This is a genomic window from Laceyella putida, from assembly GCF_042665195.1.
GTDB lineage: Bacteria > Bacillota > Bacilli > Thermoactinomycetales > Thermoactinomycetaceae > Laceyella > Laceyella putida.
In genome coordinates this window covers 33,547-58,997 of the sequence record NZ_JBHTBW010000032.1, presented here as the reverse complement: position 1 = coordinate 58,997, position 25,451 = coordinate 33,547, and the positions used below count along the sequence as shown (strand labels likewise).

Below are 25,451 nucleotides of genomic sequence, written 5' to 3'. Positions count from 1 at the left end.
ATACCAAATTTGTCATCCATTATTCAACTGAAACGAGCCTATTTGCGAATGTACTGCCCACCCGGCATGGAAGCAATCATGCGCTTTAATTCCAAGCTGAGCAGGGATTGGTGGATCTGACCAAACTCCCACTTCGTTCCGCCCACGCCCATGATCTCGTCGATCGACATGGGCCGATCATGAGCGATCTGTTCAAGCAGCCACTGTTCCGCTTCTGTCAAGTCCGGACAAGTTTCATCTTTCTCTTGAATGGCTTGATCATACGCCACAAATGGAATCTCTTCCAATATATCTTCAACTGAGCGCACGCATTTGGCTCCTTGTTGGATCAATTTCAGCGTTCCCTGGCTTTGGGTTACTGTAATGGGACCCGGCACGGCGAATACCTCCCGCCCTTGTTCCATGCTGAAATCCGCGGTGATCAACGAACCGGACCGCTCCGCCGCTTCCACGACCAACGTGCCATGGGCCAATCCGCTGATGATGCGGTTGCGCCGAGGAAACAAGCCCGGATGCGGCGGTGTGCCCGGTGGCATTTCCGATATGACGAGACTGCGGCTGACCAATTCCTCATACAAGACGCGGTGATTTTTGGGATAGATCACATCAATGCCCGCCCCCAGTACGGCAATGGTCCGTCCAGACGTTTTTAACGCGGTGCGATGTGCTTCTCCATCAATCCCATTGGCCATGCCGCTGGTAATGACAAGTCCCCGCTCAACCAACGCTTGCACCAATTGGCGTGTGACCCGCAAGCCATACGGGGTCGGTTTTCTTGTCCCCACCACCGCCACGCCCGGTTCACCCAGCAAAGAACGGTCGCCTTTGCAGTATAAGATCCATGGCGGCTGGGCAATTTCCGTTAATAACATGGGATATTCATCATCAAAGCGGGTCATAACATGAATGCCGTTGGCTTCCCATTCTTTCACTTGGCGGGATAAGGCCCGGGGCTCGGCGCGCGCTTTCGCCCGGGCCACGAGCGGCTCGTCCACTCCCAGCATTTTTAACAAGTCGACCAGATCGGCCACACTTAAGTGCGTGTGCACCTCGGCCATCTGCATGAACCGGTCCACCGTCTGCCACCCAATTCCATCCACTTGACTCAGTATGATACAACATTCGCGCTTCTCCATACAAGTCACTTCCTCTTTCAAATAAATAAGGGAACCCGGCGAGAGGTTCCCTTGTGCATTGTTGTTATTTACCTGTGGTGCAAGCGTCCAATAACCCTCGTTCTTCCAATACTTTCACCAGCGTTTCGCCAATGACGGCCGGGGTGGCCGCCACGGTCACGCCGCAACGGGTCAAGGTGGCGATTTTCTCAGCCGCGGTTCCTTTTCCGCCGGAGATGATCGCGCCCGCATGGCCCATCCGTTTTCCTGGGGGAGCGGTTTGTCCGCCGATAAAGCCGACGACCGGCTTGGTCATGTTTTCTTTGATCCACTCCGCCGCTTCCTCTTCGGCCGTGCCGCCGATCTCCCCGATCATGACCACCGCTTTGGTGTCTGGATCGGCTTCAAACGCTTTTAAGCAATCAATAAAGTTGGTGCCGTTGACCGGGTCGCCCCCGATGCCCACGGCGGTGGATTGGCCGATGCCACGTGTGGACAGTTGGTGAACCGCCTCGTAAGTCAGCGTTCCACTGCGCGAAACGATGCCCACATGGCCCGGTTGATGAATGTATCCCGGCATGATTCCGATCTTGCATTCGCCAGGGGTGATCACGCCCGGGCAGTTTGGCCCGATGAGGCGCGTTTTCTTGCCTTCCATGTACCGTTTCACTTTGACCATGTCCAAGACGGGAATCCCTTCGGTGATGCAAACCACCAGATCCAGTTCAGCGTCAACCGCTTCCATGATCGAATCCGCGGCGAACGCAGGGGGTACGTAAATAACGGAAGCGTTTGCCCCGGTCGCTTCAACCGCGTCCCGTACCGTGTTGAAAACGGGCACGCCTTCCACCTCGGTGCCGCCTTTGCCCGGGGTCACCCCACCCACCACTTGGGTGCCGTACTCCAGCGCCTGCTTTGTGTGGAACAAACCGGTTGCTCCGGTAATTCCCTGGGTAATCACTTTTGTATCTTTATTAACAAAAATACTCACCTTAAAAACCCACCTTTCTCGGGCGTTCCGTATTTCCTTATTTAACCAGTTCCACGATCTTCTTCGCGCCGTCTTCCATGGAATCAGCCGCCACAATGGCCAAGCCGGACTCATTCAGGATCTTCTTACCCAGTTCGACGTTGGTCCCTTCCAAGCGCACGACCAACGGACGGTCCAAACCGATTTGTTTCGCCGCGCCGACCACCCCATTGGCAATGACGTCGCATTTCATGATTCCACCGAAAATATTAACAAAAATGCCTTTTACGTTCGGGTCGGACAAAATGATTTTAAACGCTTCGCGCACTTTGTCTTCCGTGGCGCCGCCGCCCACATCCAGGAAGTTGGCCGGCTCGCCGCCGACATGCTTGATGATATCCATTGTGGCCATGGCCAGTCCGGCCCCGTTGACCATGCAACCGATATTGCCGTCGAGCGCGATATAACTGAGATCAAATTTTGACGCTTCGATCTCTTTGGGATCTTCTTCATCCAGGTCACGCATTTCCAAAATGTCCTTATGGCGGAAGAGCGCGTTGGAATCAAAGTTCAATTTTGCATCCAGTGCCATCACGCGTCCATCCTTCGTCGTGATGAGCGGATTGATCTCTGCCAAAGAACAGTCATTATCTACAAAGGCTTGGTACAGGGCAAGCATGAACTTAACGGCCAGCTTCACTTTATCTTTCGGAATATTAATGTTGTAAGCCAACCGATTGGCTTGGAATGGCATCATGCCCACAGCCGGATCGATCACTTCCTTGAAAATCTTTTCCGGCGTTTTTTCCGCCACTTCTTCGATCTCCGTACCGCCTTCTTCCGATGCCATCATCACGACGCGGTTGGTCGAGCGATCGATCACCACACCCACATAGTACTCTTTCTCAATTGGAAGACCTTCTTCAATCAACAAACGCTTGACTTCTTTCCCTTCCGGCCCCGTTTGGTGCGTCACCAGCTTCTTCCCGAGCAACTCGGTCGCGTGCGCTTTCACTTCATCGATGCTGCGCGCCAGCTTGACGCCACCCGCTTTGCCGCGGCCACCCGCGTGGATCTGCGCTTTGACTACCCACAGGTCTCCACCGAGACGCTCAGCCGCTTCCACTGCCTCTTCCGGAGAGAAAGCGACATGACCGTTCGGAACCACAACACCATATTTTTTCAGGATTTGCTTCCCTTGATACTCATGAACGTTCATTTCCCGGATCCTCCAATCCATGGTCAATCATGGCCAAACGCGTCTCCATTCTATGTATCAGCATCCGATCCAAATTGAATCCCCTTACAAAAATGTTGATCTTTGGAATAGGGCTGAAGCACTTCACTTGTTTGACCCATCTTGAAGTATAGCTCACGTGTGTTTTTTTGCCAACCACCGGTCTTTTACGCCAACTCCGGCTCCATCAAAAAAAGAGAGGATTTCCACCCAGAAACCCCCTCATACAACAAAATTACATCATCAGTTGAATCACAGTGGCCACAACGAAAATGCCCAACAACAGGACAGTGGTGCCACCGGCCGCAACCATAAAATCGATAAAATCATTATCTTCGTGGCTGGTATCCACAAATTTCTTTTCCATGACGTAACCTCCTTCACCATTCCACTATGTAGAAATGGGAGCATCTCATCAACGCGGGAGAATGAAAGCGGAACCATTCCCACTCGTTTTTCCCACCTGTCATTATAGCAAAAAACACCACTTTTGCGAGCGGAAGAACAAAGCGGAAACGTTAATTTCTCAAACCGAAAAGGAAATATTGATCAACAGAGGGAAATAATAGGTAAATTTTCCCTGCATCATCCAACGTTCCGTTACATGCGAAAAAGTGAGGTGAGACAAATTGATCAAATCAACCAATTGGCTGGTGCTTTTTGTGGCGAGCGGACTCATCTTGCTCGGCATTGCCGTGTTTCGTCCCAATTTTCCTTGGTATCAGGATACCCCGACGATGGGCAACTCAACCGCTCGCGCCAATGGAAAAGCGGTCACCCGCGACATCCACTTGTTTACAGTGGAATACAAAGCGAACCACGCCGGAAAAGAAGTGGAAGTGTACCGGTTTGACCCCGGTTTTGTCACCGTGGCCAAAGGGGAAAAGATCCGCTTCCATATCCATGGCTTTCATGGGAAAGAGCATCACTTCTCCATCCCTTCCTTTCATGTGAAAAGCACCGTGAAGAAAGGGGAAGTGACCACGGTGGAATTTACCCCCGACAAAACGGGCACGTTTGAAATCATTTGCCATAATCACATGACGGACCAACACGAAGGACCGATGATCGGTTACATCACCGTCGTGCCGTCCTGAAACTGAAAAGCCAAAATGCCCACCCATGAAATGAGCGCATTTTGGCTTTTTGCATGCTATCGGTAGCGATAGCCCAACTTATCCACATCCATCATCATCGCCGGTGTCACTTTCAACCCCATCGATTTCCACGGCTCCATGGCATCATGCAGGTTATGCCCGCGCGGCCCCCGCTCCCTCCCTTGTCCCGTCGGGCGATACCCTGCTTTGGGATGTAGTGATTGCCACTTGGACCACAAGCGGTCAATATTGGCGTGATGGAGCCAAAAAACCGGATCATTGGGCGAACTCATCCATACCATTGATCCGCGTGCGGCCCCTCCCACCCAACGATGCACGATATTATGGATGTGGCCTTGGCCGTACCAACCTTCCAAGCGATTGCAAAAGCTGGGTCGGGTCGGCTTTTTATTGGGTTTGTGCAGGTTGAGCGCCGCCCGCCACGGAGCCCGGTAGTACGGCTTCTCCCGCAAGCACCGCTCCACCTCCGCCCTTGTGGGAAGCGCGACGCGGCTTCCCTGACCCGTCCCCAGTTGGCGGCGCAAATAAGGAAGGCGTGGCTCATCATGGTCAAACAGGACCAGCTTCCAATTGGGATAAGCGAATGGCCCGGTCGTCACGCGGTAATTCAACTTGGGGTCACCCGAACCGCCCATGAAATCATCCGTCCACGGGCCGCGGGGATCACGCGGGTGCCTGTTCACGGTCCAATCCCAATAGGGAATGCTGACGGACGGATCAACGGCTTGCAAATCTTTTTCCAAACTCAACAGCAAAAACCGGTGCCACGGCAAGAACGCCGGGCCATGGTGGGCCCACCCCGGATAAGTGGCGGTCATCTTTTCCATCGACTTCAAATGCATAAACACATAATCATCGTACCGACCCCATTTGGCGGAGAATCGGCTCGGTTTCCGTTTAAGGGCAAGCAAAGCGCGGACAAACCTTTGCTTTTCCCGTTTGCTCATGTGAGCTTGATTTTTGCGGATCACGGCCATCGAACTCACCCATCCTTTGAACCATATAACACATGTTATGAATGACAAGATCGGGCTGTGCCATGACGCAAATAAGATGGGTGACGCAACAAAGGAACGCCACCCGCTGTTGGTAGATCTCCTTCTCGTGTCGGTTGATGTTTGTGAAGCAAACATGTTTATTTGATCGAGATCCGCTTCTGCCAAGAGAGTCGTCTTTTTTTGCTATAATTAATTAAATGGAAGAAATTTTTAAGGAGGGTTCGCATGTCCCGTCATAATTGGAATGATCCGAGCGAAGCGAAACAATGGGACCAAAACCATGCCGGTTTGCACAATCCCCTGCGCGCGGAGCAACTGGATATCTTGCTTTCCGTCATAGAAGCATCGTTCCAACCCAATCAGTGGCTGCTTGACCTCGGCATGGGTTCGGGACTGGTGGAAGAACAACTGTTTAAGCGAATCCCGGAAGCTCGGGTGGTGGGCGTGGACAGTTCCACGGAAATGCTGAAATTGGCGCATGAACGGCTCCGGCCGTATGCCAACCGATATGAAACCCATGTGGGAGACTTCGCCGACTTGGACCAATTGCCTCTTCCCGACTATTCATACCAATGCGTCTTCTCCGTCCAAGCCCTTCATCATTTGACTCCGGCACAAATGAAGCGGGCATACTCCGCCATTTGCGATCGGTTGCAACCGGGAGGCCTGTTCCTGCTGCTCGACCGGATCAAAGTTCCGTCACCCCTTCTCTGGCCTCTGTACCAAACCCTGTGGCAACGCCAGGACCGCGTCTACCGGTCACAGGTGGCACCGCATGAAGGAGAGACCTTTGTCGAACACCAAGCGATCGTCTCAGGACGCGGGGACCTTCCCGTCACATTGGACGAACACCTCGCTTGGTTAAATGAAGCGGGATTTGTCGCAACCTGCCTGCACCTTCATGGAAACCGGGCCCTCTTCGCCGCCCGCAAGGCATCCGTCCGTTCCATGGGGGAGAAGGCATGAATATACGCTTTCAAACACCTCACCAGTATCTGTTTATCCATCGCCATGTCAAACATCTCCTGCTCTTGTGGAAAAAAGAGCATAAGCGGAACCTGTACATTGTGGAGGATGAATCAACAGAGGCCTTAACGTTGCGATTTCCCGGGGACACTTACGCGGAAATGGTCTTGCAAGAGATTGAACCAATATTTTTCCAGCGCTTGGAAACGGACGAGGAAACGTTTTTGGCCACCCTCGGCGCCACCTTTGAATACGGAAAGCGGTTGATGGCCATGTATGTCCACCCGGAGCGGCCGCAAACCGATCTCTACTTTTTTGAAGTGCGGGATGAACAGATCAAAGAAATTGCCGACGAGGAATACCCCCTTGTCGTCCAAGCCTTCATGCTTGAATATCCCGATTTGTTCGCCAACCCTTAGGATGGGGCCGGGGCGAGGATCGCGCATCCCATCCTTACCCGCTGTTCCATGTGCCGGACGTTTCCCAATAGGCGCAAGGAGCCCTACACCTGTTCTTCGCCATGCCCCTTTAATCGGCTTTTGGTGATGTTCAAGGCCGGATGGAGCAGTTGGCGTCCATCCCGATTTTCGCACGCAGGGGTTGGCGCGGCAACTGTACCGGCTCTTTTTCGAATCTTGCAAATCGCATGGTTGCCATCAGGTTCGCGCAGTCACTTCCCCTGTCAACCAAACTTCCATCGCCTTTCATCGGAAGATGGGCTTTCACTTGGAACCGAGCGACACCGTCCGGGACGGCGTTCCCGTTCATCCGGACTATGATGGTCCCGGCAACGATCGGGTCCTGTTTGTGAAAATGCTGGAAGCCTGACAAGTGCAAAAAGGCCCAACATTCCTCTCACCCAAGCGCGCGAGAAATGTCGGGCCTGATTAACGTGCCTTTTTGCGCAGTTCCAACACCCGTTCACATGATTCCGCACTCAAGTTCTTAAAAACCAAGGTGCCAGGCCGAATGTTGATTTCATATATCCATAAATGGCCTTGCTTGTCGATTCCGATATCCAGACCGTACTCGGACCAGCTCGGGTAACGGGCGCTGATCCGCTGAACCGCCCGTTCCGAGATACTTTTTAACTTTTCGATCGTCTGTTGGGCGTGTTCTTCCGAATATCCCATCTCCTTCGTCAATAACTCGTCCACGTGCACCGACTTTCCTCCGCTGTAAGCATTGGTCGCGATTTTCCGCGGTTGGGCCACCCGCCCGACCAGGCCGGCGATCTCCCATTTTCCGTCAACCCTCGTCAAATGGACGCGAATATCCATCATCGCGCCGCCGGGCGTTTGGCTGCTGATTCCTTCCTGGATGATATAAGGGCGCCTCATCCTGGCGTTACGCAGATCTTTGCACATTCTGGTGAAATTCTCATATTTCAACTCGAGCTGAACATCGCGCGCACGCATGAGATAACGGTTTGGACCCATGCGGTCGATCCGGAACAGCCCTTTTCCCTGGCAAGAATTGTCCGGTTTCAAATAAACAAAGGGAAACTCTTGCAACATGCCGTGCAGATGCTGTTTCGTCAAGGGAACCGTCACCGGAATATGCTGCCTCAGTTCCGGATCGCGCCACAGAATCATCGCATTGTTCCATTTGCTGATGACACTTCCCATTCCGCCCCCCTCCTTTCACCTCAATTGTTACACTTTATGCAAGAAAGGAGGCGGAGGCGTGGTCGCATAACCCTGTTTTGTTCGGTTTGACAAAAATCAGACGGGGCTTTATTGGACAAGAAAACGATTTTGGAGCCTCCTTTCCCTACTCTGTTGCTTGAAACATCGCTGTTGATATTTTTCAGGCATTCAAAACGATGCGGGTGAGATAAACGCAAAAAACCGCTTACCGATGATCAAAACAAAATGGAACCGCGGTGAAGAAGCGGTTCTTTGGCATGGAATAAAGATGGTAATCTGCTGGGTGATCTGGTTTCCTATCAATCGTTATCGTGCATGAATAGGGCGCATGCATCAATCTGCCGATGCACCCTCACAAACTCGTCGGCACCATCATATCATTTATTAGAAAAAAGGTTTGCAAACAAAAAAGCTACTGGCCTGCCAGGTGCGGCAGCTTTCCAGTAGCTCCAATCCCCTCAGTTAGTTAGCATTTGCAACAACTCGGGTGAATTCTGCGTTTCTTGTTCTCTTCAATTTCAGCCGCGGTCAAGACAACGGGGCCGGTGACCGTGATGGTGCGATTTTCCCCTGTGGCTGCGGGACCTGTTGAAATGTTTCTCACTCTGAGCCTGTAGACGACATTTTCGCAGACAGTATTAATGGGATCTTCATCCACAAAGGTAAAGGTGGTAGTGACGGGATTTCCCAGATCTCCACCAGCGGGGGCGTTATCTGCTACGGAAAAGATCTCTGACTCCTGCCCGTCTTCTACCGTGCGTGTAAGGAAAAATTCAGCGATGCGATCCGGTCCTCCCGTGCCTGAACCCGCCCAGACAACCGTCCCTGTCAACCAGACGCGATCGCTACGATCGTCGAGGCAGACACTCACTTGCGCTATCTCCGGCTCAAAGATATTGCTGAAACCGACATTGCCGTTGGTAGCACTAGAGAGCAGCGGTATCGGTTGCGATCTGCCACCCCGCACATCCGCGTCAAACTCGGTCAACAGCCCTTTCTCCCGCTTGCAGTGGTGGAATTTTTTATGATGCGGAAAACATCCGCGCTTAAAACAACTAGCTTTCAGTTTAGGCCATTTTCTGTTCATTTAAAGCCCTCCTTGTGGTGATAAACCTTAGGTTTGCTTCTATACTACGGACGCCCAGCCTTTGCCACCACGGCGATCATCCCACTACATTCGCTTATTTTTGTGGTAATTTCATAATTCAAATGCCCCTGATGAACAAAAAACCCCTTAAGAATTCAATGAAATTTACAATCACCATGGGTGAACAACTGAACGTTTTGGTCTGTCAACCATATACAGAAAAAGGAACCGAGCGCTCCCGCCCCGGTTCCTTTCGTCATTCAATTCACCTTTTTCTCACGCCCCGCCCAATACGCTTCCCGCAACTTGCGCTTCAATATCTTCCCCGCTCCGCTCTTGGGCAGTTCATCGACCCATTCCACGCTTTTCGGCACCTTGAACCCGGCAAGTTGCCTGCGGCAAAAGTCGATCAGCGCCTGTTCATCCGCTTCCGGCCCGTTTCGCTTGACCACGATCGCCTTCACCGCTTCGCCCCACACCGGATCAGGCACACCGATCACGGCCGCTTCCACCACAACGGGATGTCGGTACAGCACTTGCTCCACCTCGACCGAGTAAACATTTTCCCCTCCGGTTACGATCATGTCTTTCTTGCGGTCCACAATATAGAAATAATGCTCCTCATCCCGGTACGCCAAATCCCCCGAATGGTACCACCCGTCCCTTATTGCTTCGGCCGTCAGCTCCGGCTGGTTCCAGTATCCCTTCATCACATTGGGCCCGCGGACGATGATCTCGCCCACTTCCCCGACGCCCGCTTCATTGCCGCGTTCATCCACCAGCTTCACTTCCACCCCGACAATCGGTTGGCCGCAGGAGGCGAGGCGCACGCTATCCGCTGGCTGATGGTCTTCCGGAGCCAACGTAGTAACCAAGGGCGCCGCTTCCGACATGCCATAGCCTTGGATGAAAGAAATGTGCGGCCAGAGCGCCTGCGCTTTCTGCAACACTTCCACCGGCATGGGGGAGCCACCGTAGACCAACTGTCTGAGCGAGGAGCAATCCGCCTCCTCCACATGGGGATCATTCACAATCAGGTTGACCATCGTCGGCACCAACAGGCAGGCGGTTGGCTTGTGGCGCCCCACCCACTCCAGAAACGCCCCCGGCTGAAACGCGCGCAGGTGGTGATGCGCCCCGCCGACCAAGGTAACCGCAAACGTGCACGCCCCATCGGCCAGATGGAACATCGGGGCGGCATGGAGATACTTCGTCGAACGGTCAAAGCGGAAGGCCACCACCCCATGGTAGGCATTGCTCACCAAGTTGGCGTGGGTCAACATCACCCCTTTGGGCCGGCCCGTCGTGCCCCCGGTATAGAAGATTCCCGCCACGTCGTCCGGCGCGACCCCGTCATACGTGAGCGGCTGGGGCGCAACTCCCCGCAACAGCGATTCATACTCTTTGATAAACCCGGACTCCGCCCCCGCTTGTCCATCCACCCGCACAAACAGGCGGATCGACATCACCCGCATTGCGATCTGCGGCAGCATGGGGGCAAATTCCGGATGAAAAAAGAAGGCCTTGGGCGTACAGTCCTGCAACAGCTCGACAATCTCCAGCCGGCCCAGGCGGAAATTGAGCGGCACCACGATCGCGCCCAGCGCCGTCACGGCGTAAAACAATTCCAGGTACCGAAAATCGTTGAACAGAAGTAAGGCGACACGGTCCCCCTTGCCGATTCCCTGAGCCTTCAACGCTTGCTTCAAGCGGCTCACCCGCTCGGCCAATTCACCATACGTGAGCGTCACATCACCATCCACCACCGCCGTCCGCTTGCCTTCGTTCTTTGCGGCCCGGATCAACGCTTTGGTCAGGATCACCTGGACAACCACCTCCAATGGAGTTCGACTACCATCCATTTTATCATAATTTTCTGTTTATTGTAGAAAAAAGAAGAATGCGGGCATCGATGCCCGCATCCTTTCTCGTCGGCTTGGTTAGTTGTGAGTATCTTAAATCGGGAAGCCAAATCCATTAGTCGAACAATTGGAGTCAAAGACTCTTCCCACGCCGAGGACACCCGTGACGCCCACTGCAACTGTAGCGATGGCTGCACCTGTGTTAGTAAACGTCAAATCAATCAAGTCTCCGGCATTTAAGAAAATTTGTCTTTCGGGGATTTCAGCGGTAAACGTTGCTCCGACAGCTAACACAATACCTGTAGGAACAAGCGTGGTCTCCGTTCCCGGAATCACCGTTCCATTTCGCGTCAATGCGATCTGGATTGGCGCAGTTGTCGCTACAAGGGCCGCGACAAATACGACCAAAGAGGCTGCCCCCCCCACTTCATAACAACCACTTCTCTGTACCCGGATTCCAGTGCTTTCAACGGTTACATTCTCCGCCACCACTGGTTGAAAACCAGTGAATTGCGTACTACCAGTTGGAATGCCCAGTGCTGTTACAAAAACCAGCGGCGGATCAGTGATTGCCGTCCCAAACGCCGGGACAAAGCGACGCTTTTTTTTCGGGCAGCAAATGAACTTCTTACATTTCGTGCGGCGCTTAACAATAGTAAAGCAATCTTTTTTTCTTCTACATAGATGTTGTGCTCTCATTTTAAATCTCTCCTTTCTTAAGGGTTACTACATCATATGATAGAATTCGAGAATGGCTTCGACTCTTGTCTATAAAACTGAAATTGTGCCGGTGACCCGTTCAATTAAAAATCCTCTCTTCCATTCATTGTGTCGCCAACGGCTTTTTACACCAACGGCTTGCGATACTTTTCCATCGCCATCACATTTACACGGCTTTTGGTCATGTCACATTCACTGAAGGCCAAAAAGGGATTTGAACAAAAAAACGAACCATTTTCAATAATGGCCCGTTTTTTCAAATGAATGATCGGATGAGAGGGGAAGCTGGTTTTTCTTGAATGGTTCTTCCGCACAAAAGAGTGGCTCAGCCCATTCATCCATTTCAGATCTCCCATGTTTAATGCAAACGCTCCACGCATCTTTGGCCGTTACTTGCTGCATAATCCCCATGATGGAAAAGATCAGCGATGCTGTTTCCATTCAAACATGGGAAGTCGGTCGCATTCTTTCCGTTATCGTCAGTCAATTCATTAGCCGGTACGGTTGTTGGACTTCTTAGTTTGAAATCGGAGTTGGAATGGATTCCGTTTTCTCCGATATGGAGCGTTTGGGAGATTTACCAGATTTGAATACGGGCGTCCATACCCGTATCATTCTCATCGGCTTCGTTGATTAATCGCAATCTTTTAGGGGGAAGCAGAATCTATTTGGGTCGAATCGATCTGAGAATCCATCTGTGAATCTGTTTGTGAATCCATTGCCACCGCAGTTGAAGTTGGGAACTCTGCCCACCCCGAGGACACCCGTGATGCCCACTGCAACGGCTGCAACAGCTGCGCCGGCAATAAACGTCAAATCAATCAAGTCGCCTTCTCTCAAGAATATTTGTCTCTCTGGGATTTCTGTGGTAAACGTTACCCCCACATCCAAAACGCCGCCCGTGGCAACAAGTGTGGTCTCTGTTCCCGGAATCACCGTTCCATTCAATGTCAAGGCAATCGAAAGAGGGGCTGTTAAAGTTGCTAGGCCGACAAACACAATGATCGAAGCCGCTCCCCCCACTTCATAACAACCGCGTCTTTGTATCCGGATTCCCGTGTTTTCAACGATTACATTCTCCGCCACCACAGGTTGAAAGTTGGTGAATGGCGTAGGGCCAGCCGGAATGCCCAACACGTCTGTAAAAATCAGCGCCGGATCAGTGATCGCCGTCCCAAACGCGGGCACCACTCTTAAACGATCCACCTTGCGTTTTGGTTTGCAGCAGATGATCTTCTTGCATTTGCAGCGGCGCTTGAAGTGATGGATATGACGGTGACATCTTTTTCTTTTTCTGCACAAATGTTGTGCTCTCATTTTAAACCTCTCCTTTCTCAAGAGTTACTACATCTTATAAAAAATTTCGAGAATGGCTTCCACTCTCGTCTATAAAACTGAAATTGTGCCGGTAACTAGACAGATATAAAATCACCTCAGAGAAAAGTAGCAGGGATTTTCTTCAATCCGCTTGATGCGGTGTAATATTTTAAGGCGAATCAGTCCATGGCATGATTGGAATTACTAAACCAACACAGGAATGAACAAAATATATAAGCGGTTTTAAAACACTTTTTACTTGAAAGGTGAGAACAACCATGGGTCTGTCCTCCGTTGCAACGATCGCCAACATGAGCCCTCAAACGTTTAACGGGTTCCTTGTCAACTTCGTCGGCATTCCGCTCGTCTTTGTTTTGGGAACGTGGTTGATGGCAAGAATGGGCCGGGACTAGGTTACATATTTTCTAGGGCGTGTCTGGCAAATCAAGTTGACCAATGGGAGGAGGCGGAAAAACCTTTTCCCGATGAGCGCCTCGTCACGCGTGAAGCGAATGGGAAAACGGTTTTGGAGCCGCCGACATATTTATCAGACACGCCCTAATAAAAACAGATCGCCGCAACTGCATGGCGATCTGTTTTTTCTCCGCGAAAAACCCCCTTGGCTTCTGCCCCCCCCTTTGTTTATGCTTCCGGACGTTTGAGAACAAGAAGCAGGTGATTTTTGTATATGTCCAAATACGAAGCGGTAAATCCCGCATCTTTGGCCAACCACATGATTTCATCCAGCGAATAGTACTTATGTTCGTCATCTGTAAATTGCATTCCCGGTTGGTAATGGGGCATCTGCGACAAATCGGGATTTACGCTGGAGGCATAGGCACGGGCCCAAGGAGTGGTGAGGAACAAAACGCCGCCCGGCTTCAACGCATCAAAAAATTTCCGGAAAACGGGCCCCGGATGATAGTTCATATGTTCCAACACTTCGGTGAACAGGATAACATCAAATGGTTCCTTCCAAGGAATATCATCGGCTTCAATGTTTTTTTGCGCCCATTCAATCGAATAATTTTGTTCCAACTCCTTGGACCAATATTGGTGGTACATATCCATACCGTATCCCTTCGCTCCCCAGAGCGCGGCATACAGAAGCAAGGTGCCGTAGGCCGGCCCCACATCCAACACTTTCTGCTGCGGGCCTTTGGAAAGTTGGCTGTCCAGCTGGTGCAGGATGGGAAACCAATAATCCGCTTCGGCATCCCGGTATTTGTCAATATAGTAGCTGTGCGGCCGAAGTTGGTGGAAGCGGGTAATGATTTGTTGCGCATGTTCCAATCTCTGCTGTGGGGTTAATGAGGCCCAGATTGAAAGTTTCACCGAGGTTCCTCCTTATTGAGTATTCCTTGTAGAATATGTTTCAGAGAGAAGATATTTAAGGGTGATATGACTTAAAAAGAAAAAGATAGATGCACGTCCCGGATGCCAGTCATTGCCTGCGCACTTTTCGCATGTTCTTGGGAATGGTCAAGCCAAAAGCTTTCGCTTGATAAACTGTACAATCCTTTCCGCCGCCCTGCCATCGCCAAATGGGTTGTCGGCGTTGGACATTCGCGCATAATGAGAGGGATCGGTGAGCAATCGACGGAGCTCCTCGCATATCCGACCCGTATCGGTGCCAACGAGCTTGATCCCGGCCGTTTTCAACCCTTCGGGGCGCTCCGTCCTTTCCCGCGTCACCAGGCACGGCTTTCCCAAAGCGCAAGCTTCTTCCTGGATTCCCCCGGAGTCCGTCAGAATGATATGCGCTTTTTTCATCAAGTGGCAAAAACTCATGTAATCCAATGGCTCCAACATGTGCACCCGTTCATTTGCCGCTAGAAAGCGCTCTACTTGCGAGCGGACCAACGGATTTTTGTGAACGGGGAAAACGAGGCAAACATCGGAATGTTCCTCAATCACCCGGTTCAAAGCCGCATAGATATTTTTCAGCGTTTCCCAATTCTCCCTGCGGTGCGTCGTAACCAATAACATTCTCCCTTCATTCCCAAACACGGAGGATAAAGAAGAGGGTGGGACAAATTCTTTTTTAATGGTCTCCAACAGGGCATCAATAACGGTATTTCCGGTAACCAGAATATGTTCAGGGTCAATGTTTTCTTTTTGCAGGTTCATTTTGTTTTCTTCTGTGCAGGCAAAATGGTACCTGGCCAACCGGCTCACGAGTTGGCGGTTCATCTCTTCCGGGAACGGGGCGGCCATGTCATAGGTTCGAAGTCCCGCTTCCACATGGGCCACGGGGATTTGATTGATGAACGCGGCATAGGCGGCGGAAAAAGTGGTGGTGGTATCCCCGTGCACCAACACGATGGCGGGTTTCTCCCGTTTCATGATGGACGAAGTCTTGGTGATGATTTCACTCGTCAGCGCATCAAGGCTTTGGTTCGGCTTCATGACGTTCAAATCGTACTCCGGCGCGACTGAAAAAATATCAAACACCTGGTCGATCATTTCCCTGTGTTGCGCCGTGTTGACGCAAACGCTATCGAGGGTTGAATCGCTCGACAGCAAGCGGAGAACCGGGGCCATTTTGATCGCTTCCGGCCTTGTGCCGATCACGGTCATAACTTTCATCGCGTCCCCTCCAAGAAATATATGGTATAAAAACATATATTTATTATTCCGCGTCGCCAATTAAAGGCGAAAAACATATGTTATAACGAGCAAAAAAAGGGGGCAGACATAGTGGAAACACAAAAAGAGTTATCGATCAGCAGTTTTTGCCGACGACCCAAAAAGAGATTTGTATTAAAAAAGATATTTTGGTGGTTACATTTTCTTACTGACAGGGTTGAACAATTATTCGTACTAGTCAGGCAGTTACAGGGGCAAACAAACACAATCCCACAATTGCAAGGGCAACTGAACACCGCATTGGGGGCCATTCAGCAATTGCAAGCGCAAATGGCCGATGTATTGGTGTTTATCGGGCCACTCATCGCCCTGAGAAATGAACTGGCCGGACGTGTCGGCCAAACCGTGACGGTCCAAGTTGGCGGAACCGCGATCACGGGGGTGTTGGAATTAGTTGGCACGGATTTTGTCCAGGTACAGGAAGCGACCGGCAATCTCGTATTCATTCCAATCAGAAATATTGAAGGAGTCGCCTAAACCAAAGGAGGTTGAACCATGAATTTACGTGAAGCTCTATCCGCTTATATCGGCAGAGATGTGGAGGTTGCCACAAACAGTTTTTATTATGAAGGGCGACTGCTGGCCGTTGACGATGCGACGATAACGGTACAGCCACCTAATGGTTATGTACCACCACCCCCCATCGAGATAAGCATCGCCAGCATCAACTATGTCAGGGTGCTGGTGGCATAAAAACAGGAAGGCGTTTCATATCATGGCTCGCTCATTGCCGAGCCTTTTTCTTTAACCCAATTTTTCCAAATGGCATATTTTTCAGCTTCCCGATGCGTGATGCTGTTTTTGCGAATGCGCCGATGATATAAAGCGAGGGGGATGTGGACCTTATCCTGCTTTTCGAGACGGAGCAGCATTTGGAAATCCTCATAAAGCCTGCCTTCAAAAGGGTCCGAGCACAGCCACCCCCCCATTTTCCGCAAGATGGAAGTGTTATAGCATCTCGGCGCCAGAGGAAGCCCTGTTGACAACAATTCCTCTTTGTTTATGGGGGAAGGGTTGTGTCTCAAGCCGCTGTAAACCAATGTTTTATTGGCTCTTTCCCTCCATTCATGATGGTTCCCGTAGAACAGGGTGGCATGGGGGCGTTTGCTTGCGTGTGTGCATATCTGCTCAACGCAATCAACGGTCAACCAATCATCCGCATCCAATTCCAACAGCCACTCCCCTTTCGCCGCTCCCAATGCGCGATTGAGGCTTTTCGCTTTCCCCAGGTTTTTGCCGTTTTCAATCACGGTCAGCCGCGGCTCCCCTTGAAAGGAGGACAATACTTCCCGCGTCTGATCCGTCGACCCGTCGTTGACGACGATCAGCTCCCAATCGGGATTCGTTTGAGCCCATACGCTGCGGATGGCCCAACTCAGATAACCCCCATCATTATAGGTGCAGATCACAATGGAGACGGTGGGTCTGCCGTTCATTCTTGCCGCGGGAGGACGGGTGTAAAGGAGCGGTTTGGTGAGTTGCCATTCCGTCTCCCGGTTCATCCATTTGGGAGGGGCGACGGGATTGGGGAGATAGTGGTCGGAATCAACCTCTTTCCATCGCCAACGCACGGATAATCGGGATTGAAGATCCTGCAACGCATAATGTTCGAAAGGGAAATGGTCCAGTTTGGATATGGATAGGGACTTCACCGCTTTGGTCCTCCACACAAGCGGAAGGAGAAGGCCTTCTTTTGTTCCAGCCATCAACCCAGCGCAGTTCTCCGACAAATCGCGGATCCATTCGCCCATTTTCTGAAAGAATCCCGGTTTGATTTGATCCCCAGCGCGAAACGTTAAGAAAAAAGGCTCCCGATAGTGGGTCAGACAGGCCTGCATCCGCCAAGCGATCTCCGTTTTGAGCGGAACGATTTCACACGGCGTCTTCCCCAGGCAAGAAGTGGTTTTGGCCATGGCCCAAGGGTCTTCATTGTCCAGAATAAACGTCAACACGCGGCAATCTCCTTTTGGGTAGTGGATCTATCCATACCCTATGTCATGCAACAGAAAAATGTGCTTCTTTCAATCAAGGGAGACATATATACATAAGAACGAGATCAGTTAAAGGGGGGGAGAGGTTTGCCTGTGATCATTTATCCGCCGTTGATGGACTGGAATTGGATGAAGCAACGGCCACAACAGCTCATGTCCCGCCTGGCGAAACAAGGCCATGTCGTCTATTATTGCAATCGGACGCAGACTGATCGGGCGCCGGAAGAAATCGAACCCAATCTCACCCTTGTCCATCATCACCAGAACTGGTTGCGATCTGATTGGCCCAAGTTGCGGAAGCGTTATGACTCCGTCGGTGTCTGGTGCAACAATCCCATGTTGGCGAACACACTGTCTTCTTATCAGGCCGATTGGATCGTTTACGATTGCGCGGATGATTTTGGCGAATGGATCCGCCATGAGAAAGAAATGGTGGCCATCGCCGATGCCATTGTATGCAGTTCACAGCGATTATTTCTTCGGTTGCAAAAAACGTTTCCACACAAAAGATTGGTCTTGATCCGGAATGGATATGATCCGGAGATGAATTTACATAAGACGGAAAAGAGAGAGATTCCAGTTGATTTGATGGATGAACAAAACAATAAGCTGATTGGGTATGTGGGCGCATGGGCCCCTTGGATTGATGAGGCACTGGTTCGTAAAATATCCTGCATCGATCCCGCTTGGAAGGTAGTCGTGATTGGCGCCGAATTCCAAAAGAAATTCCATCACAATGGTTTGCCCCACGTGCGTTACCTCGGGCTGAAGCCACACCAGCTTCTGCCCAGCTATATTCAAGCGTTTTCGGTTTGCGTCATTCCGTTTCGGCTCAATCCCATCACCCTGGCCACCAATCCAGTCAAAGCCTATGAATATCTCGCCGCGGGGAAACCGGTGATTGCAACGGATTTGCCGGAATGCCGCCTGATGCGCCCCCATGTGGACATCGCCCCAACCCATGACCAATTCATTGAAAAAATAAAAAAACGCATATTCGATCCGGGAGATCCGTGTGCCCGAATTGAATATGCGTTACAAAACACTTGGGAAACCCGCAGCCTTCAAGCGGAAGCGTTGCTGTCGGAGCTTATTTGAAGTAATCCTCAATGTCCTTTTTTAGCCGCTCCAGGCTGGCACCGCTTGCTTGAACCGCCCGGTTGACCAATGGCACAGCTTTTTGCAACCTTTCCTTGCCTGTTTGCAAAAAGGAGGACAGCTTATTCTCCAACTGCTCTTTGGAAACATTCTCCTTGATCACGAAGTCGTCCAGGCCAAACTTGGACATGAGACTCTTCACTTTGCTGTGGCTGTTGATGCACAAGACAGGCGTTCCTTCCCGGACAGCAATCAGGGACGGGTGAAGCTTAAATGAAATCAAATAATCGATGGCTTTCAACCAATTGCAGATCTGATCCAAGTAAGCAATTTCAAGAATATGGACGTTCGCGTCGGGGCACTTTTCACGGACCATGCCCATCAGCTTCCGGCAAGCCGGAACATCGGCATAGGGATTCACCGCCCGATCGATCACCGGAATAAAGAGGAAATCATAACCCTTTTGGCCGCAACCGGCAAGCACATCTCTCACCATCCCATATGGAAAATGCTCGTATGAATGGATGCAGATTCCAATAATGGGCTTGATGGAAAATTTTTCGATGGGAATCGGATTTACTTTATATGAAAACGCGGCATCAGGCACGATGTCGACTTGATGGTGCAAACCTATGTTGCGCGCCAGCTTGGCGGAGTTTTCGTCCCTTACCGCAAACCTGACCGCTTTTTGCGTTCGCTCCCTGTATTTTTGAACTTCTTGGTCCGGCCATGTTTCCAAAGGATAAAAGTCGGCGATGCCCACACTGTAAATCCAGGTGGGGTGGTTTTCCAAATCGGATGGGAAATAGTGTTGATTAAACCAATACGGGGTGATCAGATCCCCTCCGCCGATGATGACCGCATCGATTTGTTTCGTGTCCAAAAAAGGCTCCCAACTAAAAACATGGTGATTGGAAAAAACTTGTTGATACGTTTTCAAAAACAATTCGTCCCCAAAATTGCCCATGCCAAAATATCCACAAACACATATTTTCATCGTTATCCCCCCTTCTAACTGTCTGTGATAAATGTGAGTCTCGGATTGACAAATGAGACGGCCTGCTGGTTGCTGGACAGTTCCAAAGAGAGCAGTTCCCGATGCCAGATTCCGGTGATATCAATAGAATATGTCTCATTGAACGGGCGGGCCAACCGAAAGGTTCCCAGCGCATCGCCGCTTGGCTTATTGGAAAAGGTAAGTGCGGATTTCACCCATGGTTGGGCCACAGAAGAGACGGTTATTTCGTAGTTTTCCAGGCCAGCCGTTGAATCCAGCTCAAGATAAACATGACGCGGCGGTTTGTTCAAATGCCTCAGCGCCCTATGGCTGATTTGCAAAAAACAACGGTATTCGGTTTGTTTCCATTCCCCGATGAACACAGGATCTTTACTGAGATTGTGATTGGTGAAATAGGAATTGACGGTACAGAATTGCAGCGGCAAGGTAAATGATCTCATGTTTGTTTGATGCAATGAGATGGTGTTTTGAACTTGGAAGAAGGCGGGGAACCGGGTCGCCAAGAATGAACGGATTTGCAAATAACGGTTGAACCAGCTGAAACTTTGCGCAAAGGCGGATCGCTTGTGGATATCCCGATCTTTCAACCGGTACGCGGTGAGGAGATGGGAGACAAATTCCTCTTTTGAATTGGCGATCCTCACATAGGGAACCAATTTTCGGACTTCGGGAAGATTCGTGGAAACGACGGGCTTTCCAGCGGCCAAATATTCATAGGCTTTGATGGGGTTGGTGCTCTCCGTAACGCGATTGATGCGAAACGGAATGATGCACACATCGATATAACTGAGAAGCGAAGCCAGGGCCTCGTAATTCTGGTGGCCCAAGAGAAACACATTATCCCTCGGAAACTTCACCTCTTCCCTCAACACTGGACCGACGATGAGGATTTGCGCATGCGGCATTTGTTGTGAAGCGTATTGGATGAGGCTTTCATCGACCCAAGGCGCCCAAGCCCCGATATAGCCAATCTTCGGGCCGCTCGCTGGCGGGAGATTTTGAACCGACATCACCTTGTTTGGGTCTCTCGCAACTTGATTGAAATAGTCCCAATCGCATCCGTTGGGAATTTTTTCTATTGGCTTATCGACGCATAACCGCCTCATTTTCTGCTCCAATTTATCTGCTGTGCAGACAATGGCATGGGCCATGTCGACATACAGCTTTTCGTCATGGTCCCATTCGGGAAAATCATCAACACAGTCGTAAACGACATAATCGGAATGAAATAAAGAAGCGAAAGGGATTTTTTTGCTCCAGGAGCACCAATACAGCGTCGGCTGGTTGGCATAATGAGGATAGATGTGTTTCATAAAATATTCCGTATGGTTAATGACATAAAGATGATCCGACACTTTTTCGACCACGGGGCCGGGTTGGTTGTGTTTGTTGAAAAACAGAACCGTATGGCCGTCCTTGGCGAATTGCGACATCAATTGTTGGGGTCTTTGCTTCATGTACGTCCAATCAATCGTGGGCGGATAGATCACAAGTCCCATATGTCCACCTCAATTCCAATCTTTTTGTTACTCTATTCTATGTTTTTAAGCGTTGTTGGTTCGGGCATTATTTTCATAGAAAGCACGCTTTTGTTCTTGGTTCCATGGGATTGGAACCGCCTTGCTTACTGTCTCACGGTCTTCGCCATGGATTCGGATATCCGGGTTTGTTCTGTCATTCTTCAGCCCACGTTTCCTCTTCCATCCATTGCCCTCGCATGCCCACATTTCCCCTGAAGCGGTTCTCCGCCAGTGGCCACCGCCCCTTTTCACGAAAAACCCTTGTGAAGAGACACCGGCTTATGCGATGGCGCTTTTCATCGCATACAATGCTGCAAATGATAGACCCCACATGAAGGAGGATCAAAACATGGCGATTACTGACCGCTATAGACTTCAACCCAGTCCGTTGATTGAGATTGAGAGCCGTGAAGAGGAAACCGCCAATTTGCCTTTGCAACTGTCGCCGGAAGAAGAAGCGAAATGACCCTAAAACTTGATAAAAGAAGGATCAAGATAAAAGTCCGTTTGGCGATAAGAATCAAGGATCGTGTCGTCCGGCGATCCCTTAGTTTAAAAATCCCCATCAAAACGCCGCCGATCCACTCGGGGCAGAGGTAAAGTCCTGTTGGAACTCAAAACCATCGCTTTCGCAAAAAAACAAATCGTTGTAAAAGCCTGTTTGGTCATAAAAATCAATTCACGGGTCATGAAAAAACATTTGCGCATGTGTACTCCACTCCATCAAAATCCCTCTTACCCCTTCCCACCTTGTGAACAAACTTAGGGACCGGTGATCGCGAAGTCAGTTGTCTCCGTGTTCACCGGTCCCTATGTCCCCTCCCACTCCTTCTCTGCCATCCGCCATTTCACCCATCAGGTTTGCGTTTTTTGAAATAAACCGTAAATAACATGTAGCCAACTAAAATAACATAAGGAGAAACGCCTGACAAAACAGCAAATGATAGAGTGGAAATCAGAGTGTTTGCGATATTTTACGATGAAATCAAGATGTGGGTTTTCCGTTTTCACGGGATTTTGGATATGGATAAACAGCGATGGGCCATCTCCGTTTATCACACATCTTCATTCTGGCTTAACTTATTCCGCCCAGTGAAGAGGTCCCACTGAACATTCCTAAAAGGTTGTATGGTAGAGATCACTTGTTTATATATCATGTGCTGTTTACCTTCTGAACTTAACATGACGACAAATGTATCAAATCCAATGATGATTCCTCTATATTGAAAGCCATTGGTCAAGAAGATGGTCACCGGAATTTTTTCTTTCACCAGCTGATTTAAGAAGGCATCTTGAATGTCATGATTATTCAAGCATCATCACCCTCCTTCTCCAGGGATACTCTCATTTTATCATAGTCTGAAAATTGAGAAAATAGATGCCCGAGAATTAGCTGTTGTCAGTGTTTGTTTTTAATATTCCAAACAACGGTTCGCCGATGCGGCGGTAAAACATTTTGGCAGCGGTTGGGCCCCCCAACCAAGACAGCCCATTGATGGAAGGAGTTACGCCAATCCTGGGCCTCGACGTGTTCAGCGCTCCTCGCTCAGCTCACGATTCGGGTTCCCCTTCATCATAACTTGGAATTCGCCTGAGGTCTCATGGGTTCAGTATAGTAGTATTTTGGGGGAATCCGGTTGAAACTGGGTTATATAGAAAAATTCAACCTTTCACAAAGCAAGGATCAAACTTCTCACTAAGGTATATATTCCAAAACGTAATGTGTGAACACTTCATCATCTGCTATGATAATATCGGTATCTACTTGAAAAAGGGGATTGTGCATGAGTAAGTATGAAATGATCTATAGCGCGATTTTGAAACAAATTGAAGATGGTCAGCTAAAAGAAGGAGATAAAATCCCTTCAGAAACGGAACTGATGAAGGAGTTTGATGCAAGCCGAGGCACTGTGCGGAAAGCAGTTGATCTGCTCCAAGAACGGGGGTTTGTGCAAAAAATTCATGGAAAAGGGATGTTCGTACTCCGAAAGAAAAATATTGAATTTCACTTGGGTGGGATCGTAAGTTTTAAAGAGGTGTATGAAGGACTCAATGGGGATATCGTGACAACCGTGGTGGAGATGAAACAAGTAGCGGCTAGACGCCCTCTTACGAAATTGTTGAATATAAAAGGAAATGCAAAGGTCGACCTCATTAAACGGGTTCGCAACATTGAAGGAGAGAATGTGATCCTGGATATCAACTACTTTGTTTCTGAGATTGTACCAGGATTAACCAAAGAAATAGCCGAGTCTTCCATCTACGAATATATTGAAAAAACACTTGGACTTCATATCAGCTACGCACACCGTGTGATTGAGGCGCAACCTTGTACGGAAGAGGATCGAAAATATTTGGATTTAAACGGAACGGACCATGTGATTGTAGTAAAAAATTTTACTCATTTATATGATGGGAGACAATTTGAATACACGGAATCGCGTCATCGCCTGGATAAGTTTTATTTTTCCGATGTGGCACGACGCTAAAAGCATACTCATCAAGCAGATGGGTATGCTTTTTTTATGAAAAAAACCCTTTCTCATAACTTGTATATATGAGTTTTGACAAACTCGTATATACAAGTTATAGTGTATGTGTAAACGCTAACACCCAATAGAGGGAGGGAAAAGGTCGTGAGCAAGAACTACCGCAAAACTGCTGAGGAAATTGTCCGATATATAGGTGGAAAAGAAAATGTAGTCCAAGCCGCTCACTGTGTAACACGCCTTCGTATTGTACTGAAAAACGAAGGAAAAGTAGACGTAGAAAATTTGCGAACAGTAGATTTAGTCAAAGGTGCATTCAGCAATGCCGGCGTATTCCAAGTAGTGATTGGACCAGGGGATGTAGAGCGAGTATATAAAGAATTGATTCAGTTGACTGGTGTTGAAGTTTCAACTGTCGCTGATGTAAAAGAGACCGGTTCCAAGAAGTTAAATCCATTGCAACAACTTGTAAAGGTTTTCTCCGATGTATTTATGCCGATATTACCAGCGATTATCGTAGCTGGTTTATTGATGGGTGTAAATAACCTACTTGGTGCAAAAGGATTGTTTATTAAGGATGCAACACTTTTGGAAGCGTATCCAAATCTAAAAGGTCTTTGGGAATTAATCAATATGATGGCGAATACATCATTCGTATTCCTACCCGCCCTTGTTGGTTGGTCTGCAACGAAACGTTTTGGCGGAAGCGAAATTTTAGGTATCGTTTTAGGGCTGTTGCTTGTTCACCCTGATTTGATGAATGCATGGGGTTATGGGCAAGCGGCGGCGGGGATCGATGGGGCGAAATTGCAGTATTTTGATATCTTCGGATTACAAATCGAAAAAGTGGGATATCAAGGACAAATATTGCCGATTTTAGCGGCCGCATATGTACTGAGTAACATCGAAATTTGGTTGAGAAAGCGTGTGCCCAATGCCATTCAATTGCTGATTGTTCCTATCACCAGCATTGTTATTACAGGAGCACTTGCTTTAGGGATTATTGGACCCGTAACCCGTTATATTGGAACCTTAATTACAGAAGGACTTATCTATGTGTTTGATTTGGCTCCAGTAGTTGGCGCCCTGTTGTTCGGAGCGTTGTATGCACCACTTGTGATAACGGGAATGCATCATATGTTTATCGCGGTTGACTTACAATTGATCGCTCAAAAAGGCGGAACCTTTATTTGGCCGATGATTGCCCTTTCCAATATTGCACAGGGAAGCGCGGCACTTGCGATGTTCTGGGTTGCCAAAAAGCAAAATGAAAAGAACATGGCTTCCACTTCTGCCGTTTCGGCTTACTTTGGAATTACGGAACCGGCGATGTTTGGGGTGAATTTGCTTCATAAATTTCCATTCTATGCAGCGATTACAGGATCAGCCATTGCCGCAGTCATCATTACATTAAACGGCGTATTGGCTCCAGGCATTGGTGTGGGAGGATTGCCAGCATTCATTTCCATTATTCCTCAATATATTCCAATGTTCTTAGTAGGCATGGTCGTGGCAGTTGCCGTCCCAATCATTCTTACCGTGATTCTTTCAAAACGATTTTTAAAGAAATCATAAATGTTAAAAATCCTATATCAAAAAACTTATTTTATAGAAAAAAGAATTTGAATCGGGGAAAAGACCTATGTC

Annotated in this window: 26 protein-coding genes and 1 pseudogene; 10 read left to right on the top strand and 17 right to left on the bottom strand. The window is 49.5% G+C overall.

Annotated elements, in window-relative coordinates; all coding sequences use genetic code 11:
• Positions 1 to 38 precede the first annotated feature (38 nt).
• The 4 genes from dprA to ACFQNG_RS11315 form a co-directional block, all read right to left on the bottom strand.
• On the bottom strand, positions 39 to 1,136 hold the full coding sequence (gene dprA / locus ACFQNG_RS11330) for a DNA-processing protein DprA (protein ID WP_379865083.1): 1,098 nt from the start codon (positions 1,134 to 1,136) through the stop codon (positions 39 to 41).
• A gap of 64 nt (positions 1,137 to 1,200) precedes the next feature.
• On the bottom strand, positions 1,201 to 2,106 hold the full coding sequence (gene sucD, locus ACFQNG_RS11325) for a succinate--CoA ligase subunit alpha (RefSeq protein ID WP_379865081.1): 906 nt from the start codon (positions 2,104 to 2,106) through the stop codon (positions 1,201 to 1,203).
• A gap of 37 nt (positions 2,107 to 2,143) precedes the next feature.
• On the bottom strand, positions 2,144 to 3,304 hold the full coding sequence (gene sucC / locus ACFQNG_RS11320; protein ID WP_379865079.1) for an ADP-forming succinate--CoA ligase subunit beta: 1,161 nt from the start codon (positions 3,302 to 3,304) through the stop codon (positions 2,144 to 2,146).
• Positions 3,305 to 3,557: 253 nt separating this feature from the next.
• Positions 3,558 to 3,689 carry a hypothetical protein gene (locus tag ACFQNG_RS11315; protein WP_379865076.1) on the bottom strand — a complete coding sequence of 44 codons (132 nt, stop codon included), beginning with the start codon at positions 3,687 to 3,689 and terminating at the stop codon, positions 3,558 to 3,560.
• Between the two features lie 262 nt (positions 3,690 to 3,951).
• On the opposite strand from ACFQNG_RS11315, the gene ACFQNG_RS11310 reads away from it, so the two are divergent.
• Positions 3,952 to 4,419 (top strand): cupredoxin domain-containing protein, encoded by a 468-nt coding sequence (locus ACFQNG_RS11310; protein ID WP_379865074.1) that lies wholly within the window; start codon positions 3,952 to 3,954, stop codon positions 4,417 to 4,419.
• Positions 4,420 to 4,475: 56 nt separating this feature from the next.
• Here ACFQNG_RS11310 and ACFQNG_RS11305 read toward each other — a convergent pair whose 3' ends face one another.
• Complete coding sequence (locus ACFQNG_RS11305) at positions 4,476 to 5,417, bottom strand: tyrosinase family protein (RefSeq protein WP_379865071.1); 942 nt, start codon at positions 5,415 to 5,417, stop codon at positions 4,476 to 4,478.
• 246 nt (positions 5,418 to 5,663) lie between these two features.
• Here ACFQNG_RS11305 and ACFQNG_RS11300 point away from each other — a divergent pair, with 246 nt between their 5' ends.
• The 3 genes and pseudogenes from ACFQNG_RS11300 to ACFQNG_RS11290 form a co-directional block, all read left to right on the top strand.
• On the top strand, positions 5,664 to 6,404 hold the full coding sequence (locus tag ACFQNG_RS11300) for a class I SAM-dependent methyltransferase (protein WP_379865069.1): 741 nt from the start codon (positions 5,664 to 5,666) through the stop codon (positions 6,402 to 6,404).
• Complete coding sequence (locus tag ACFQNG_RS11295; RefSeq protein WP_379865066.1) at positions 6,401 to 6,823, top strand: hypothetical protein; 423 nt, start codon at positions 6,401 to 6,403, stop codon at positions 6,821 to 6,823. Before ACFQNG_RS11300 ends, ACFQNG_RS11295 begins: the two co-directional genes overlap by 4 nt.
• A gap of 154 nt (positions 6,824 to 6,977) precedes the next feature.
• Positions 6,978 to 7,232: pseudogene (locus ACFQNG_RS11290) on the top strand (GNAT family N-acetyltransferase); the annotation flags it as partial.
• A gap of 59 nt (positions 7,233 to 7,291) precedes the next feature.
• On the opposite strand, the gene ACFQNG_RS11285 reads toward ACFQNG_RS11290, so the two are convergent.
• From ACFQNG_RS11285 to ACFQNG_RS11260, 6 genes are all read right to left on the bottom strand, one after another.
• Positions 7,292 to 8,032, bottom strand: coding sequence for a YheC/YheD family protein (locus ACFQNG_RS11285; RefSeq protein ID WP_379865064.1), 741 nt, complete (start codon positions 8,030 to 8,032; stop codon positions 7,292 to 7,294).
• 487 nt (positions 8,033 to 8,519) lie between these two features.
• Positions 8,520 to 9,140: a hypothetical protein gene (locus tag ACFQNG_RS11280; RefSeq protein ID WP_379865062.1), complete on the bottom strand. Its 621-nt coding sequence runs from the start codon at positions 9,138 to 9,140 to the stop codon at positions 8,520 to 8,522.
• Between the two features lie 260 nt (positions 9,141 to 9,400).
• Complete coding sequence (locus tag ACFQNG_RS11275) at positions 9,401 to 10,963, bottom strand: long-chain-fatty-acid--CoA ligase (RefSeq protein WP_379865060.1); 1,563 nt, start codon at positions 10,961 to 10,963, stop codon at positions 9,401 to 9,403.
• Between the two features lie 132 nt (positions 10,964 to 11,095).
• Positions 11,096 to 11,701, bottom strand: coding sequence for a hypothetical protein (locus ACFQNG_RS11270; RefSeq protein WP_379865058.1), 606 nt, complete (start codon positions 11,699 to 11,701; stop codon positions 11,096 to 11,098).
• Positions 11,702 to 11,847: 146 nt separating this feature from the next.
• A complete protein-coding gene (locus ACFQNG_RS11265) occupies positions 11,848 to 12,060 on the bottom strand; it encodes a hypothetical protein (protein ID WP_379865056.1) in 213 nt (70 codons plus the stop codon).
• 295 nt (positions 12,061 to 12,355) lie between these two features.
• Positions 12,356 to 13,039, bottom strand: a complete 684-nt coding sequence (locus tag ACFQNG_RS11260) for a hypothetical protein (RefSeq protein ID WP_379865055.1) — start codon at positions 13,037 to 13,039, stop codon at positions 12,356 to 12,358.
• Positions 13,040 to 13,317: 278 nt separating this feature from the next.
• On the opposite strand from ACFQNG_RS11260, the gene ACFQNG_RS11255 reads away from it, so the two are divergent.
• Complete coding sequence (locus ACFQNG_RS11255) at positions 13,318 to 13,452, top strand: hypothetical protein (RefSeq protein ID WP_379865054.1); 135 nt, start codon at positions 13,318 to 13,320, stop codon at positions 13,450 to 13,452.
• A gap of 229 nt (positions 13,453 to 13,681) precedes the next feature.
• Here the strand turns inward: ACFQNG_RS11255 and ACFQNG_RS11250 are convergent, their stop codons facing one another.
• Positions 13,682 to 14,374 carry a class I SAM-dependent methyltransferase gene (locus ACFQNG_RS11250; protein ID WP_379865053.1) on the bottom strand — a complete coding sequence of 231 codons (693 nt, stop codon included), beginning with the start codon at positions 14,372 to 14,374 and terminating at the stop codon, positions 13,682 to 13,684.
• 147 nt (positions 14,375 to 14,521) lie between these two features.
• The gene (gene wecB, locus ACFQNG_RS11245) at positions 14,522 to 15,628 is read right to left on the bottom strand and encodes a non-hydrolyzing UDP-N-acetylglucosamine 2-epimerase (RefSeq protein ID WP_379865051.1); all 1,107 of its coding nucleotides are present in this window, start codon (positions 15,626 to 15,628) and stop codon (positions 14,522 to 14,524) included.
• 111 nt (positions 15,629 to 15,739) lie between these two features.
• Between wecB and ACFQNG_RS11240 the strand changes: the two genes are divergently transcribed.
• The gene (locus ACFQNG_RS11240; RefSeq protein WP_379865049.1) at positions 15,740 to 16,165 is read left to right on the top strand and encodes a hypothetical protein; all 426 of its coding nucleotides are present in this window, start codon (positions 15,740 to 15,742) and stop codon (positions 16,163 to 16,165) included.
• An 18-nt stretch (positions 16,166 to 16,183) separates the two neighbouring features.
• The gene (locus ACFQNG_RS11235) at positions 16,184 to 16,381 is read left to right on the top strand and encodes a hypothetical protein (RefSeq protein WP_379865047.1); all 198 of its coding nucleotides are present in this window, start codon (positions 16,184 to 16,186) and stop codon (positions 16,379 to 16,381) included.
• Between the two features lie 20 nt (positions 16,382 to 16,401).
• Here the strand turns inward: ACFQNG_RS11235 and ACFQNG_RS11230 are convergent, their stop codons facing one another.
• The gene (locus tag ACFQNG_RS11230; RefSeq protein ID WP_379865045.1) at positions 16,402 to 17,640 is read right to left on the bottom strand and encodes a glycosyltransferase family 2 protein; all 1,239 of its coding nucleotides are present in this window, start codon (positions 17,638 to 17,640) and stop codon (positions 16,402 to 16,404) included.
• Positions 17,641 to 17,772: 132 nt separating this feature from the next.
• Between ACFQNG_RS11230 and ACFQNG_RS11225 the strand changes: the two genes are divergently transcribed.
• Entirely contained in the window at positions 17,773 to 18,777 is a 1,005-nt protein-coding gene (locus ACFQNG_RS11225) for a glycosyltransferase (protein WP_379865127.1), read from the top strand.
• Here ACFQNG_RS11225 and ACFQNG_RS11220 read toward each other — a convergent pair.
• The 3 genes from ACFQNG_RS11220 to hfq all read right to left on the bottom strand — a co-directional run bounded on the left by ACFQNG_RS11220 (position 18,770) and on the right by hfq (position 22,628).
• Positions 18,770 to 19,774: a polysaccharide pyruvyl transferase family protein gene (locus tag ACFQNG_RS11220; RefSeq protein ID WP_379865043.1), complete on the bottom strand. Its 1,005-nt coding sequence runs from the start codon at positions 19,772 to 19,774 to the stop codon at positions 18,770 to 18,772. The two genes, ACFQNG_RS11225 and ACFQNG_RS11220, sit on opposite strands and share 8 nt — an antisense overlap.
• A gap of 14 nt (positions 19,775 to 19,788) precedes the next feature.
• On the bottom strand, positions 19,789 to 21,294 hold the full coding sequence (locus ACFQNG_RS11215) for a glycosyltransferase (protein ID WP_379865041.1): 1,506 nt from the start codon (positions 21,292 to 21,294) through the stop codon (positions 19,789 to 19,791).
• Between the two features lie 1,076 nt (positions 21,295 to 22,370).
• On the bottom strand, positions 22,371 to 22,628 hold the full coding sequence (gene hfq / locus ACFQNG_RS11210) for an RNA chaperone Hfq (RefSeq protein ID WP_379865039.1): 258 nt from the start codon (positions 22,626 to 22,628) through the stop codon (positions 22,371 to 22,373).
• Positions 22,629 to 23,099: 471 nt separating this feature from the next.
• On the opposite strand from hfq, the gene treR reads away from it, so the two are divergent.
• Both treR and treP read left to right on the top strand, forming a co-directional pair.
• Positions 23,100 to 23,804 carry a trehalose operon repressor gene (gene treR, locus ACFQNG_RS11205; RefSeq protein ID WP_379865037.1) on the top strand — a complete coding sequence of 235 codons (705 nt, stop codon included), beginning with the start codon at positions 23,100 to 23,102 and terminating at the stop codon, positions 23,802 to 23,804.
• A 147-nt stretch (positions 23,805 to 23,951) separates the two neighbouring features.
• On the top strand, positions 23,952 to 25,379 hold the full coding sequence (gene treP / locus ACFQNG_RS11200) for a PTS system trehalose-specific EIIBC component (RefSeq protein ID WP_379865035.1): 1,428 nt from the start codon (positions 23,952 to 23,954) through the stop codon (positions 25,377 to 25,379).
• Positions 25,380 to 25,451: the final 72 nt, after the last annotated feature.